We start from the raw sequence: 14,122 nt of genomic DNA on the forward strand, positions 1-14,122 counted from the left end.
GTCGAAGCTTTAAAGCTTGCTCCAAGGTTACGTATCACTACAAAAACAATATGTGTTGGAGAACATCATGACTGCAAAAACAATGCGCGCTGCACGCCTGTACGAAGGCGGTAAACCCATGGTCATCGAGCAAGTTTCAGTACCCGAAATTCGCCCTACCGAGGTGCTGGTCAAGGTTAAAGCATGTGGGATCGTCCCAAATCTGCACAACATTCTCACCAATTGGGTTAAGTGGTTCCCTCAAAATCCGCTACCGAAACTTCCTGCCATTTTCGGACTCGATCCGTCGGGTGTCGTCGAAGCGGTAGGTGCTCAAGTCTACGACTTCAAGGTCGGCGACCGGGTGTATGTCAATCCGGGCCGACACTGCGGCTCCTGCAGGGCTTGCCGTGCGGGTAACACAATTGCCTGCACCGCCTATACCTTCAACGGCTATTTTGGCTTCACACCGAAAAGCCCGCGCATGTTTGAAGACTACCCCTACGGCGGCCTTTGCGAGTACATCCCGGCCCCGCAATACAGTCTGGTCAAACTGCCGAACAACATCAGTTTCGAAACTGCCGCGCGCTTAGGCTATCTGGGCACCGCCTACAAGGCTTTGATCAAGGCCAACGCGGGCCCCGGCAGCACGGTGCTAATTAACGGGATCAGCGGCACACTTGGCTTAGGTGCGGTCGCCCTGGCGCTGGCAATGGGTGTGCGTAAAATCCTCGGCACTGCGAGAAACCAGGAACTGTTCCAAAAAGTGAAAGACCTAGCTGCCCCAGGTCGGATTGAAATTCATACCCTTGGTACGATTCCCACTAATGAATGGGTCTTCGAAGTCACCCATGGCGAAGGCGTCGATGTGGTCATTGATGCCTTGGGCCCAGGGGCCCCCCACGAAAGCCTGACCCAAGCCCTTAAATCTCTCCATCGCGGTGGGCACCTAGTCAACGTCGGCGCCATCGCCGGCGAAGTCCCCATCGACCTGCATTGGATCATGGACAACGACATCCAGATCAGCGGGTCAGCCTGGTTCACCACAGGACAAGGCCAAGCCATGGCGGACATGGTTGAATCAGGAGTGCTGGATCTCTCATTTTTTGAAAACACGGCCTTCAACCTTGAGGACGTCAACAACGCAATTACCGGTATCGAAAACCGCCACGGTGGCTTCAGCAACTACGTCATCTGTCCTTGATGCAACGCAGCGAGCGGAGCGGTTCGCCCTCCCCTCGCAGCCCTCTTTGACTGCTCGTTGAGTAATCCACATGAAAATAAGAAGAATCGTGACCGGTCATGACGAACATGGAAACTCTGTGTTCGCCTCAGATGACTACGCCCCGAGAGCTCAATCTTTTACCTCAATCCCGGGGCATGCCATGGCGCAGTTGTGGGCGACCCCAGCAAATCCAGTAAGCCTCGAACAAGAACGTGATCCTACGCTTGATTACTCTTCGCTGATTCCTCCTCAGGGCGGCACCAGCATTGCCATGTTCGACTTTCCACCTGACTTGGTCATGCAGAACCCTGTCGATGGTGTCCTGGCTTACGAGGAGTTGGGGGCGGCGTTGCCTGGCTTGATCGAAAGCTTTGAACCGGAAAATCCGGGCATGCACACCACCACCACCATCGATTACGGAATCATTCTGGAGGGTGAGATGTGGCTGGAGTTGGATAACGGTCAGAGCCGTCTCGTCAAAGCCGGCGACATTGTGATTCAAAATGGCACACGGCATGCGTGGCGCAATAAAAGTGAGCGGATTGCCCGGGCACTGTTTGTGATGATCGGTGTGTCAAATCGAGAGAAATAGGCCGTGTAGTTTTTTGATTTATCCAACTCTCTGGTAAGGATTTTTATGGCCACTGTCCCTCATCGTCTACTCGGTATTTCAGGCAGCCTACGTTCACAATCATCTAATACAGCGGTACTCAAGACCCTCTCTGATCGATTGAGCAATCAGGCAGAAATGAGTCTCTTCGCACTGAATGAGATACCCCTTTATAACGCAGATCTTGAAGCGCAGATGCCTGCATCGGTGGCGGCGCTGAAAAATGCTATCGCACAAGCCGATGGCTTGATCATCTGCTCGCCTGAATATAACTACGGCACTTCCGGCGTACTGAAAAATGCGCTGGATTGGGCATCCCGCCCAGGATTCAACTCAACGTTAAAAAATAAACCCGTGCTCATCATGACGTCGTCACCAGGCGTGCTCGGCGGGGTGCGCGCCCAGGCACAACTGAGGGAGACGCTATCAGCGACCCTTTCCAGAGTCATTCGCGGCCCTCAGATAGTCATTCCAAGTGTCAATGAAAAGATCCAGGACGGAAGCTTCACTGATGAAAAAACGATTGATTTCATGCTTGCCGCTGTTGATGACTTGATTCGTGAAATCAAAGCAGCCTCGTAGAAGGCTACGTGACAATCAGCCTATCGTTAAGTCGGTCAGCCACTCCTGATTCCCTGGCCCCGATCACAAAGGAAGGGGCCTATCCTGGACGACTCGTTTCATTACAAGCGTTGAGGTCAGACGTTGCACGTTGGGCAGCGTCGAAAGGCTCTCATCGTAGAGCCGTTGAAACGCAGGCAAATCCTGAGTAATGACGTGCAACAGGTAGTCGGGCTCGCCAAACAATCGTTGAGCATCGACGACTTGCGGGATATCAACAAGTGCCCTTTCGAAGGCTTCAACTGCCTGCCTATCACCTTCACGCAAAGTGGCAAATACCATCGCAGAAAAGTTGAGGCCCAACGCGCCTGGATCTAGTTGTGCTCGATATCCGAGCAACACACCTGACTCTTCCAGTGCTCGTACCCGTCGATGACAAGGGGAAAGGCTCAGCCCTACACGCTCGGCGAGTTCGGTGACAGAAAGGCGCCCATCCTTTTGCAGCTCAGAAAGAATCTTTCGATCAATCCTATCCATCTAGAAGAATCTCCTAATCAGCAGCAATCTGATGAGCAACTTTGGAATTAAATTCTAACAAGAATTCATTATTCTTCCTCGTGTCAATAATTAGAGGAGAAGGACGATGCAGGTGGCGGTGTGTCAGCAGCAGCGGTGGGTAGCGCCATGACCTTGAGCGTTTTCGCTGCATTTTGGGCAGTGTCGATTCTATTCGTCATCACTCCGGGCGCAGATTGGGCCTATGCGATTTCGGCGGGCCTGAAGGGCCGAGTCGTCATACCCGCCGTGGGCGGGCTCTTGTCCGGCCATTTGATCGCAACCATGATCGTTGCCGGTGGTGTCGGCACGCTGGTTGCCAACCATCCCACTGCCTTGATCGTACTGACCGTTGCCGGGGCGTGTTACCTGCTTTGGTTAGGTCTAAATATGCTTGCCCACCCCGCTACGCCGCATGTTGATGGCATTCAAGTGTCGGCTTCCTGGAAGCACTGGGCCATCAAGGGGCTTTGCGTGAGCGGACTGAATCCGAAAGTGTTCCTGCTGTTCCTGGCGCTTTTGCCTCAATTCACCGACGCCACCGCTGCCTGGCCGGTGCCGATCCAGATGATTGCGCTGGGGCTGATCCACACGGTCAGTTGTGGTGTGATTTATTTGCTGGTCGGGTTTGGCTCACAGGTCGTTCTACATGCCCGCCCCGCCGCCGCTCGAGTTGTCAGTCGCTTCTCCGGAACGGCCATGATCATCATCGCCGTCATTCTACTCAGCCAACAGGCGCTGGGATGATCCAATTTTCAGTGTGAGAACACCAATGAGCGACCAACCTTCACCGTATGGCAGCGCCCCTCCCGCCCAACAGGCGATACGAGTCCGAATCCCGCATCTGAAACAGATGAAAGTGGAGGGCAAGAAATGGGCGATGCTCACCGCGTATGACATGTACAGCGCTGCCATTTTCGAAGAAGCCGGAATACCTGTCCTGCTGGTAGGCGATTCCGCCTCAAACAATGTGTACGGTCACGACTCCACGCTATCAGTCACCGTTGACGAACTTATCCCTTTGGTTCGCGCGGTCACCCGATCGACACGGCGGGCGCTGGTGATTGCAGATCTACCTTTCGGTTCTTATCAGGGCTCGGCTGAGCAATGTTTCCACACAGCCGTACGTTTCATGAAAGAGGCTGATGCGCATGCGGTCAAGCTGGAGGGTGGTATTGAGATGCTGCCTCAGGTTGAGAAGCTCGTCAGCTCTGGAATTCCTGTAATGGCGCACATCGGCTTCACACCACAGATGGAACATCAACTGGGCGGTTACCGCGTCCAGGGGCGGGGCGAGGATGCGCAGCGCCTGATTGAGACTGCCAAAGCGTTTGAAGCAGCCGGTGCATTCGCTGTTTTGATTGAGATGGTACCCGGTGATGTGGGGCGGGCGATCACTGAGGCGATTTCAATTCCGACTGTCGGAATTGGTGCAGGAAACCAATGTGATGCCCAAGTGCTGGTCTGGCAGGATATGGCCGGCCTGCGCACCGGTCGCATGCCGCGATTCGTCAAACAGTACGCCGACCTTCGTTCGGTACTTCACATGGCGGCAACCGACTTTGCACGCGAGGTCGATGACGGAACATTTCCAGGCCCTGAACATACGTTTTAACCACCCTCATCATCTGCTAAGGATTCGACATGAAGAGCCTAAGAGAACGTGCTGCAGAAGGCCTCCAAGTCGGAGACCGGTTCGAGATAGCCCGCTGTTTTTCAGATGACGATATTCGTCAATTCGCGCAGATTTCTCGGGACTACAATCCGGTTCACTGCGATGCGCGCTATGCAGAGATGCGAAGATTCAAAGCGCCTATAGCCCATGGGCTTCTGACGGCAAGCCTCGTCACTGAAATTGGCGGACAGATAGGCTGGCTGGCAACCGGGATGACCTTCGAATTTAAGCGACCGGTTTACGTGGGGGAGCAGCTCACCTGTCATTGGCTCATCGCGGATATTGATGATCGTGGACATGCCAAGGCTGAAGTACGAATACTCAACGCAGAAGGTGTCACCGTGCTAGAGGCCAATACCTCTGGTGTGCTGCCCGGAGCTCCGGAGCGCTGTCACCTCAAACAAATGCTTGCCGAAGGAGATCCTACGAATGGTGCGGCCCAATCCGCGAGTTGATCCATCGGGATGAGCGGCTGCAGCTGCATTGCCCAATTGAGTCAGCATGGTCGCAGCACCTAACCGAGCTGCCATTCGAATTCATCAGGGCACAAGCAAAGCTTGGTGGATTTCAATAGAGGGAATCGCAACATCCACGCGCTGATTTTCCAGCCATTCCCGCATTCTGCTTACATCAAAAATTTGGCCAAGATCCATCAAAGCCAGTACGAGCTCATCAGAAATTCGATAACGTCCACATTCCGGGCAATTCCTCTCCTCCCAGGGGCCGTGGCACTTGATGCGCTCTGCGGTACTGACACAAATTAGGCAATTCATAGCGACCACCATTTTTTATAATTGTCATCGATTCATCATGGCTAGCTGGCAGTGGAAGACCTAACAGTCGGCACAGGGTTACACGGAAAAACGAATGACACCACAGGAGGACATCACCCCTGCGGCATCATTCGTTCATCCGAATATTACAAGGACATCGCGGCGATTCTCGCTGTTTCTGCTCCCACTCTAAAGCTCGCGATTTGATCGAAGCTGAGGTATTTGTAAATGTCTGACGACATTTTCCCTATGACCTCTGAGTAACGCATGTACTCGTCCACCTCTGGTAGTCTGCCTAGGATTGACGCAACAGCAGCCAGCTCAGCAGAAGCTAGGTAGACGTTCGCGCCATCACCCAAGCGATTGGGGAAATTACGGGTTGAGGTAGATACAACAGTGGAATTAGCAGCGACTCGAGCCTGGTTACCCATGCAAAGCGAACAGCCTGGAATTTCTGTTCTGGCGCCGATCCTTTTGAAAATGCCGTAGTAGCCCTCTTTGATCAGTTGGTGTTGATCCATCTTAGTCGGTGGCGAAAGCCAAAGCCGTGTGGGAATAGAGCCGACTACACTGTCAAGAAGTTTACCCGCCGCCCGGAAGTGACCGATGTTGGTCATGCATGATCCGATGAATACTTCATCGATCTTGTTACCCGCGACTTTCGATAGTGGTCTCGCGTCATCTGGGTCGTTAGGGGCGCAGAGAATGGGTTCACGGATCTGGCTCAAATCGATTTCAAGTACAGCTGCGTATTCGGCATCGGGGTCTGCCGATAGCAGAGACGGTGAACTCAGCCACTCCTCCATGGCTCTTGCGCGACGCTCCAGCGAGCGAGCATCCCCATAACCTTCTGTGATCATCCAGCGAAGCAATGTGATGTTAGAGCTCAGGTACTCAGAGATCGCCTTTTCGGGAAGCTTAATTGTGCACCCGGCAGCAGAGCGCTCGGCTGATGCATCGGATAACTCAAAGGCTTGCTCAACCGTCAGATGATCCAGGCCTTCAATCTCCAAGATCCGACCTGAGAAGACGTTGAGCTTTCCTTTTTTCTCAACAGTAAGCATCCCTTCCTGGATGGCGTAGTACGGGATCGCGTGCACGAGATCTCGCAAGGTGATACCCGATTGCAGTTTTCCGGTGAACCTCACCAAAACAGATTCGGGCATGTCCAAAGGCATCACGCCAGTGGCCGCTGCGAATGCGACGAGCCCGGAGCCAGCAGGGAACGAAATGCCAATCGGGAACCGAGTATGAGAATCTCCGCCTGTGCCAACTGTGTCAGGCAGAAGCATACGGTTTAACCAGCTGTGAATGATTCCATCGCCAGGCTGCAACGACACACCACCTCGGTTTTTCACAAAGTCCGGAAGGGTATGGTGAGTTACGACATCCACTGGCTTCGGATAAGCAGCGGTGTGGCAGAACGACTGCATGACCAAATCAGCTGAGAACCCCAAGCATGCCAGATCCTTAAGCTCGTCTCGCGTCATTGGCCCGGTAGTGTCTTGGGAGCCAACAGTAGTCATCTTCGGCTCGCAGTAAGTACCAGGACGTATGCCTGCCACTCCACAAGCGCGTCCTACCATTTTCTGCGCGAGGGAGAATCCCTTTCCGGTATCAACAGGCTGCTCTGGTTTTTGAAAGAGTGTTGAAGGTTCGAGCCCCAACTCTGTACGGGCTTTCTCTGTGAGTCCTCGACCAATGATCAAGGGGATGCGTCCACCTGCACGAACCTCATCTAGGAGCACAGGAGTTTTCAGACTGAACGTAGCCAGAACTTCATCGGTACCGTGCGGGCACACCTTTCCTGACAGAGGGTAGACATCAATGACATCACCCATGTTGAGACCCGAGACATCGAATTCGATCGGCAGCGCACCGGCGTCCTCCATGGTGTTGTAGAAAATCGGAGCGATCTTGTTCCCAAAGCAAAATCCACCAGCCCGCTTGTTTGGCACGTAGGGGATGTCATTCCCAAAGAACCAGAGCACCGAGTTTGTGGCGGACTTTCGAGACGATCCTGTACCAACCACATCGCCAACATACGCAACTGGATAGCCTTGGGCTCGAATGCTCTCGATTTGTTTGAGAGGGCCAACCTCTCCCGGCACTTCGGGCTCGATGTCGTCACGACTCATCTTGAGCATCGCTCGAGCGTGAAGAGGAATATCTGGACGCGACCATGCATCGGGAGCCGGCGACAGATCGTCAGTGTTCGTCTCACCAGGCACTTTGAATACGGTCAGCGTGTATTTGTGCGCAATCGCTGGCCGCTTAGTAAACCATTCGCCATCAGCCCAGGATTGAAGCACCTCCTGGGCCGCTCGATTTCCCGCCTTCCTTTTCTCCGCAACGTCATGGAACGCGTCGAACATGAGTAGGGTGTGCTTGAGCTGCCCGGCAGCAGCTTCCGCCAGCTCATCATCGTCTAGAAGGTCGACAAGCGTAGCGATGTTATAACCACCTTGCATCGTACCCAGTAGCTCAACTGCATGCTTAGGTTCGATAAGCGGTGAACTCCCCTTCCCTGTTGCGATGGCGGACAGGAACCCAGCTTTCACAAAGGCGGCCTCGTCTACACCTGGCGGCACGCGGTGGGTAATCAGATCGAGCAACTCCTGCTCTCGCCCAGTCGGAGGAGATTTCAAAAGCTCGACCAAACCTGAGGTTTGTTCTGGATTCAATGCCAATGGAGGCAGGCCATCGTCTGCTCGTTCACGCACATGATTCAGGTATTGTTCTAACACGGTCGGGATTCCGGATTAACGTGATGTCTGAGAACAGGCCGTTAAGCCCGGCTACGTGCGAAGAGTTCGTCGAGCTTCTGCTCAAATTCGTGGTAACCGATGGATGCATACAGCTCCATTCGGGTTTGCATGGTGTCCACAACGTTTTTCTGTGTGCCATTCTGGCGAAGGGACTGGTACACGTTTTCCGCTGCCTTGTTCATGGCTCGGAATGCTGAAAGCGGGTACAGCACCATCGACACATCGACCGAGCCCAACTCTTCAGTCGTGTAAAGAGGCGTTGAGCCGAACTCGGTGATGTTGGCCAAGATAGGTGCACCAACTCGTTCAGCGAACTGCTTGTACATGGAGAGTTCAGTGACGGCCTCTGGGAACACCATGTCAGCACCGGCCTCGACGCATGCCGATGCCCGATCTAGGGCCGACTCAAGCCCCTCAACTGCAAGCGCGTCGGTACGGGCCATGATCACGAAGTTCTCATCTGTCCGAGCATCGACTGCCGCTTTGATCCGGTCGATCATTTCACGCTGGCTGACGATTTCCTTGTTGGGCCGATGACCACAGCGTTTGGCACCCACCTGGTCTTCGATATGGATCGCCCCCGCGCCAAATTTGATCATCGACTTCACTGTGCGTGCAATGTTGAACGCTGAAGAGCCAAACCCGGTGTCCACATCTACAAGCAAAGGAACGTCGCATACATCGGTGATACGTCGAACGTCGGTCAGAACGTCATCGAGACTGCTGATACCCAGATCCGGAATACCAAGAGAACCAGCAGCAACTCCCCCTCCAGACAGATAGATGGCTCGGAACCCAGCACGCTTGGCGAGCAGTGCGTGATTGGCGTTGATGGCCCCCACGATCTGCAAGGGATGCTCTTGCGCAACGGCGTCACGGAAACGCTTACCGGCAGAAAGTGCAGTCATACCTACCTCCATTATTTTTATTGAGCTGTGTTCAGTCAGTGGAATTCGATGTTGCGGCGTGATGCGCCGATATGTCGTCGCATTAGATCGCCCGTACTCTCTCGTCAGTTCGGGTTCAAAAAATTACTGCCAGATTCGATATTGCCTTTGGCAATAGCTGACTACTTTGTCTGCTCAGACATCGTTCTAATTCGCTGCCAGAGAAGCACTGATTCTCTTCCCATAGTGTCGACACTTACGGTCAGCCGACCTAGAACGACCCTCTTGGCCAGGATCAACATAGCCAGATTGTCGACACATTGAAATAGATGGCAAAAACTGAAAAACCATAAAAACCTGAAAAAACACCTCAGACAAAAGATTTAACAATAAAAATATCTATCTAATTCATGCAATTACGATGTTTTATTTAAAGGTTTTTTGCAGATCATGAAAAAGTGTTGTGCACGAAACGAAATAGCTCGAAAACGAACCATGGAGAGATTGTCGACATTTTGTGGGTTTTTCGCGCGAACGAAAACTGCCGGCAATGGCCGGCAGTTTTGTTGGACAACATCTCAGGCGCGTCTAAGGCCGCACTTCATTGGTTTAGGGAAGGCCCCTAGCAATTGGTTAGCTAGCAGCGGGAAAGCCACAGCAATCGTCCCCCAAAGCACAGCTTGAACTCCAATTGATGCAAGCCGGAAATCCCACAGCACATTGACAGGGAATTGATCAGGTACTTCATTAAACGACGGGAAGGAACCACCAATGATTACCATGATGATTACGTAGCTCAAAAGGCCTGCAACGACCGAGCGCCAATGCTCCAACGATTCCGCAAGCTTTCGAGTGACATTCACGGCAATCAATGCCGCAACAACTGACATCACAATCATCAAGAAGAAAAGTTGGGTACGCTCTTGGAATGTCCCAGGGTTACCAATCGCTGGAGGATTGGGCGGATATTTGAGGGCGGGTATCAGGTAGATGATCACAAAGGCTGCCAAGGCAAGCAGCACCGCCAGCGTCCTGGGACTCGCTTTCACGATCCGTCCCACATAAAACGCGTAGACCAGAGCGAAGATTCCGCCCATGGCGACGCTGTAGGCGATGATCGCAACGAACAACCCGAGGGTGCTTTGGACTTCCCTACTAACGCCCTCATCAGAGGGCGCAGCATGTTCATGGGAGTGCTCGACATCGTGCGAGTGCGGAACTGCCTCTTCAAACGCGATGGCACGATCGATGAGAGGCTCGCTAACAATCTTAGCGAAGCCAAATGACAGAAGGCCTGCCAAAAGCCCTGCCAACATACCCCGGAAAAGTAAACGACCAGTCATGGCTGCCCCCTAATGGCAAGGAAAGCCAAGAGAGTGCCGGCCATCATGCACAAACTCGTGGATATCGGTACCGGCGAACATCGACACAGCACCCTGCTCGGCACCAACGAAATAGAGAGCGAGTAGCAGTAGAAAACCTGCGAAGATTGCCCATGGCAAAACATCACGTAGAGGGATAGCGGGGACAGCAACTTCGATTTTGGAAATGGCACTCAGAGTCATGACAGCCTCCAGCAAAGCATGTAGGGGATAGGTACGCTGCCCAAGAATCGCCTAAAACTCGCTGTAACTGCTTGGCTACCACCGCCAATTCATTGGTCTGAAACCGCCAATATTCCGAGCGTGGAAAGCGGCGCTGGGCACCACTGTGATCACTAAACTCGCGAAAATACCTTGCCAGGAGATACGCCATATTCTTTGCGGAAAACTCGACAGAAGTGCGAGACGTCATTGAACCCGGTTTGGTAGGCGGCCTGAGTGACAAGCTTCACTTGTCCAGTCTCCAATAAGTCATAGCTTCGCTTCAGACGTGCAAGCCATAGCTGCTGCATCGGTGTTGACTGATGCTTAGCAAAAGCACGAAACAGCGTGCGCTCAGACACATGCATTGCAGACGAAATCGTCCCCATGCTCAGAGTCTCATCTTCAATATTTGCTTGTAGATAAGCCATAGTCTTAATGTAGAGTGAATCCGCGTGAGTGCATGAGAAATCCTCCCCCGCCTGCAGGTCTATCGCCACCGACAGAGTTTCAAGGAACGCCGTCGCCAAACGCCCAAGAGAAGAGCTGTCTGAACCGTCGGGAAGGCAAAGCGAGGCTTTCATCAGGCCGCCAAGTACATTGGCCATACCATTCTGATTTCCAATTTTCATGCCTACGATTCGTTCAGCACGATTGGTTCTTGCCATAAGCGCACTACGTGGCATTCTCATGAGCAGCAACGACTTAGCGGAAACCTCTTGTATGAAGGGAGTAGCAGCGTCATACAGCGCCATTTCGCCGGAGCCTAAGGTGATATTATTGCCATTTTGCTCCAACCTAACACAACCATCTTCCACAAAGTACGCTACTAAATCATCCCCAGGACTATATCTTATGTTATTTGGTGTCCTATGCCAGGAGTGTTCACTGGCATCATACTGACCGACAAGTAAACTACCCAAGTTATGACCTTTCAGCTCACCAACAAACCCATTACTCTTTGGCTTCCAACTTTCAGCAGGAATAAAATGCGTGCAAATAGCATGATGCCAATATTCAAAACGCTGCGGGGAGTCAACTAACGAAGTCGCATAGAGAAATTGCCCGCTGGACATCTTCGAATTTCCTTGTGGAGCGTGCAATAGCTCAACACTATTAGAAACTGAATTAGCCATGTTTATATCCTCTCAAAAGCTTACGCCAGGCATAGCCTGACGCGGCCTACCCCCTTTAACCAAGCAAAATCAGGGCCAAGAGCTCGGCTATACACCCTGCCCCCGCGACTCCTCAGAGAGGGGCCAGCACTTACGCGAAAACATCTCAAACAATCAATAAAATACCGCACAAGACTGGTTCGGTGCGCACCAGATGAGAGCAACACTCCAAACTCCTAAACAAAAAAGGGGAGCTGTAGCTAAGCTACCTGCTCCCCATAAAGGTACTGCACAAATTAAATGTTTACGATGGAAACACTTGTTACCTAGAATCGGGGGCATTTGACCCAACGATCATTTATTTCGTCAGAAAACCTCATCACGCTCGTGATGCTCGAACTCGTGCTCCCTCTGGTGGATGGCTTCCGCATCAAGGACTTTAGTGCGAGTCAAACACATTTCTAGTGCTTCCAGCCAACACAAATAGTATTCATCTAGACCATTCTGGTTATTCCGCTTTATCGAACTGGCCAGTTCTCCCCGAAATGTGGCCCAAGTAAAAAGCCCCTGCTGTGAAAGACTAACTGCCATACCAAAAGCCCGGCTTTGCCATGGCGCTTCAAAGATTAGTTCTCCGTTTACTCGAGGCATCGATTCAGATCCAGTCATGGAACTGATCTGCAGATTTACGGCATCGCCTGATGATGCGGGCTGACAGTTGGTAGTCGATTGGACGGACATTACTTATCCCCTACAATTGCTGGGAGCACTGTGACACCAACCATCGAGTCCCTAGTGATGAGGCTAGCCAACTCACTTTCAGACATGCTTTCGGAGCCCAAGGGTCGTTGAGGCATGATGAAATAGCGCACCTCAACATTACTGTCCAAAACTTTCACCTCTTTAGAGGCGGGAATCTCAGTACCGAACTCAGCCAAAACAGCTCGAGGTTCACGCACAACTCGAGAGCGGTAGGGAGCATCTTTATACCAGCGAGGGGGTAGTCCCAGAACCGGCCAAGGGTAGCAAGAGCAGAGAGTGCAAACGATGACGTGATGAACATCATCAGTGTTCTCAACCGCAACCAGGTTTTCCCCTTCCATACCGCTGATCCCAAGCTCTGCGACAGCTTTGGTTGCATTAGCCAGAAGTCGCTGTTTGTACTCAGGGTCGACCCACGCCTTGGCGATGGCTCTAGCACCATTCATAGGCCCAATATCCTGGGTGTACATGGATACGATGGTATCGACTACATCCCCCTGCAGAATCCCTTTTTCCTTAAGCAAGGACTCTAACGCTTTCGCTCTGACCTCCCCTTCAGAAAGGTCATGCTGATGATGTTTATGCTCGGACATAGCTGCTCCTCGAAACTGGTTATTGTTCTGTGACGGGATCCATGTAGCACTCATAGAGATCTATGGTGATGGAGGTATTCGGCTCCGCACTGTCACCCCAAATCTCACTGCCCTCGAAGCGGACGGCATATGTCGGTTGGGCATGTTCACCACGTCGGTGAGCAACCGTGTCCGCAAGAGGATAGGTACCGCTATAAGAGAGGATCACCCCAACCCTGCCCCAAATGTAACGAGGCAACCTGGTATGTCCTGGCACTGCTAATGTCCGAGCTCTGACCTTTGCGCCGATTGAGAATGCCTGCGGCTGGTCTGGGCGCCGAGCCTCCAATCCCACGTAAGCGATTTTCCGGGCTCCGGCGATGAGTCGGTCGACAACCTCTTGATCGAGCTTGCCTTTAAATTCAGGAAATTTGGTCTGTCCGGCCAGAATAGACATACTCCTTTCTGCGAGCTCTTCTCTAGTGACGTGGCCATCCCTTACGCACAGTTCTTCAATCGCTTCGAGCCAGTGAATGTAATAGGGAGTTTTCAAATAATCTGCTGGTGGCATACGCTCGATAATGTGACGGAATTCGTCAAGCGCCCACGTCCCCACAGTCCCGGAGACAAGTAGTAATGCGAAGGTCAAACCCTCCCAGTGCTCATGAAAGACCTCGTCATCACGAGTATTGATAGGGCCAAGGTGATGCAGGCCGCCTATATCATGAATACCAATCATAATTTTCCCCTCACCCGCCATGCTACGGTTGGTTTTATAGTCAGACTGACCTACATCGGCAGACCCACTCGAGGTGATTGGGTCGATGGCGGCACAGTTACTACCGACATCCGGAGGCAGGCTCTGAAGACGAGAATAGTCTTGGGCGAGGAATGTGTCTTGGCTGGGACTGACAAGCTGCCTTGACCAAAACCGTCATTCACACTTCACAAATTGAGTCCCTACAACACAGTTTGCGCCCTATCCAGCATCTTCCCGTGCCAGCCCCTTTTAAAGAAAAAAAGCCCGGAGTATGAGCCCCGGGCCAAAGAGTGAAAT

General features: G+C 52.5%; 16 protein-coding genes. 6 read left to right on the plus strand and 10 right to left on the minus strand.

The genetic code is table 11. The features are described from left to right. The first annotated feature begins 67 nt into the window (after positions 1–67). From KUF73_RS11760 to KUF73_RS11770, 3 genes are all read left to right on the plus strand, one after another. On the plus strand, positions 68–1,183 hold the full coding sequence (locus KUF73_RS11760; RefSeq protein ID WP_218438203.1) for an alcohol dehydrogenase catalytic domain-containing protein: 1,116 nt from the start codon (positions 68–70) through the stop codon (positions 1,181–1,183). Positions 1,184–1,253: 70 nt separating this feature from the next. Further along, complete coding sequence (locus KUF73_RS11765; protein WP_218438204.1) at positions 1,254–1,796, plus strand: cupin domain-containing protein; 543 nt, start codon at positions 1,254–1,256, stop codon at positions 1,794–1,796. 45 nt (positions 1,797–1,841) lie between these two features. Then, positions 1,842–2,396 (plus strand): NADPH-dependent FMN reductase, encoded by a 555-nt coding sequence (locus KUF73_RS11770; RefSeq protein ID WP_218438205.1) that lies wholly within the window; start codon positions 1,842–1,844, stop codon positions 2,394–2,396. A gap of 63 nt (positions 2,397–2,459) precedes the next feature. Here the strand turns inward: KUF73_RS11770 and KUF73_RS11775 are convergent, their stop codons facing one another. After that, positions 2,460–2,912 carry an Lrp/AsnC family transcriptional regulator gene (locus KUF73_RS11775; protein ID WP_008004522.1) on the minus strand — a complete coding sequence of 151 codons (453 nt, stop codon included), beginning with the start codon at positions 2,910–2,912 and terminating at the stop codon, positions 2,460–2,462. Positions 2,913–3,059: 147 nt separating this feature from the next. Here KUF73_RS11775 and KUF73_RS11780 point away from each other — a divergent pair, with 147 nt between their 5' ends. From KUF73_RS11780 to KUF73_RS11790, 3 genes are read left to right on the plus strand one after another with little or no spacing between them, the layout of a single operon-like run. After that, positions 3,060–3,677, plus strand: a complete 618-nt coding sequence (locus KUF73_RS11780; RefSeq protein ID WP_218438206.1) for a LysE family translocator — start codon at positions 3,060–3,062, stop codon at positions 3,675–3,677. 25 nt (positions 3,678–3,702) lie between these two features. After that, positions 3,703–4,545: a 3-methyl-2-oxobutanoate hydroxymethyltransferase gene (panB, locus tag KUF73_RS11785; protein WP_218438207.1), complete on the plus strand. Its 843-nt coding sequence runs from the start codon at positions 3,703–3,705 to the stop codon at positions 4,543–4,545. A gap of 29 nt (positions 4,546–4,574) precedes the next feature. After that, positions 4,575–5,060 (plus strand): MaoC family dehydratase, encoded by a 486-nt coding sequence (locus tag KUF73_RS11790; protein WP_218438208.1) that lies wholly within the window; start codon positions 4,575–4,577, stop codon positions 5,058–5,060. 84 nt (positions 5,061–5,144) lie between these two features. On the opposite strand, the gene KUF73_RS11795 is transcribed toward KUF73_RS11790, so the two are convergent. The 9 genes from KUF73_RS11795 to nthB all read right to left on the minus strand — a co-directional run bounded on the left by KUF73_RS11795 (position 5,145) and on the right by nthB (position 13,804). Further along, complete coding sequence (locus tag KUF73_RS11795; protein WP_218438209.1) at positions 5,145–5,378, minus strand: hypothetical protein; 234 nt, start codon at positions 5,376–5,378, stop codon at positions 5,145–5,147. Between the two features lie 146 nt (positions 5,379–5,524). Further along, the gene (gene acnB, locus KUF73_RS11800; protein WP_218438210.1) at positions 5,525–8,125 is read right to left on the minus strand and encodes a bifunctional aconitate hydratase 2/2-methylisocitrate dehydratase; all 2,601 of its coding nucleotides are present in this window, start codon (positions 8,123–8,125) and stop codon (positions 5,525–5,527) included. Between the two features lie 41 nt (positions 8,126–8,166). Then, the gene (prpB, locus tag KUF73_RS11805; RefSeq protein ID WP_218438211.1) at positions 8,167–9,054 is read right to left on the minus strand and encodes a methylisocitrate lyase; all 888 of its coding nucleotides are present in this window, start codon (positions 9,052–9,054) and stop codon (positions 8,167–8,169) included. 557 nt (positions 9,055–9,611) lie between these two features. After that, the gene (locus tag KUF73_RS11810; protein WP_218438212.1) at positions 9,612–10,376 is read right to left on the minus strand and encodes a CbtA family protein; all 765 of its coding nucleotides are present in this window, start codon (positions 10,374–10,376) and stop codon (positions 9,612–9,614) included. 9 nt (positions 10,377–10,385) lie between these two features. Further along, complete coding sequence (locus tag KUF73_RS11815) at positions 10,386–10,598, minus strand: CbtB-domain containing protein (RefSeq protein ID WP_218438213.1); 213 nt, start codon at positions 10,596–10,598, stop codon at positions 10,386–10,388. A 152-nt stretch (positions 10,599–10,750) separates the two neighbouring features. Further along, positions 10,751–11,752 (minus strand): helix-turn-helix domain-containing protein, encoded by a 1,002-nt coding sequence (locus KUF73_RS11820; RefSeq protein ID WP_218438214.1) that lies wholly within the window; start codon positions 11,750–11,752, stop codon positions 10,751–10,753. A 345-nt stretch (positions 11,753–12,097) separates the two neighbouring features. After that, the gene (locus KUF73_RS11825) at positions 12,098–12,472 is read right to left on the minus strand and encodes a nitrile hydratase accessory protein (protein ID WP_218438215.1); all 375 of its coding nucleotides are present in this window, start codon (positions 12,470–12,472) and stop codon (positions 12,098–12,100) included. Then, positions 12,472–13,086 carry a nitrile hydratase subunit alpha gene (gene nthA / locus KUF73_RS11830; RefSeq protein ID WP_218438216.1) on the minus strand — a complete coding sequence of 205 codons (615 nt, stop codon included), beginning with the start codon at positions 13,084–13,086 and terminating at the stop codon, positions 12,472–12,474. Before nthA ends, KUF73_RS11825 begins: the two co-directional genes overlap by 1 nt. 19 nt (positions 13,087–13,105) lie before the next feature. After that, positions 13,106–13,804: a nitrile hydratase subunit beta gene (gene nthB / locus KUF73_RS11835; RefSeq protein ID WP_158568277.1), complete on the minus strand. Its 699-nt coding sequence runs from the start codon at positions 13,802–13,804 to the stop codon at positions 13,106–13,108. Positions 13,805–14,122: the final 318 nt, after the last annotated feature.

Source organism: Pseudomonas sp. PD9R, assembly GCF_019200975.1.
Classification (GTDB): Bacteria; Pseudomonadota; Gammaproteobacteria; order Pseudomonadales; family Pseudomonadaceae; genus Aquipseudomonas.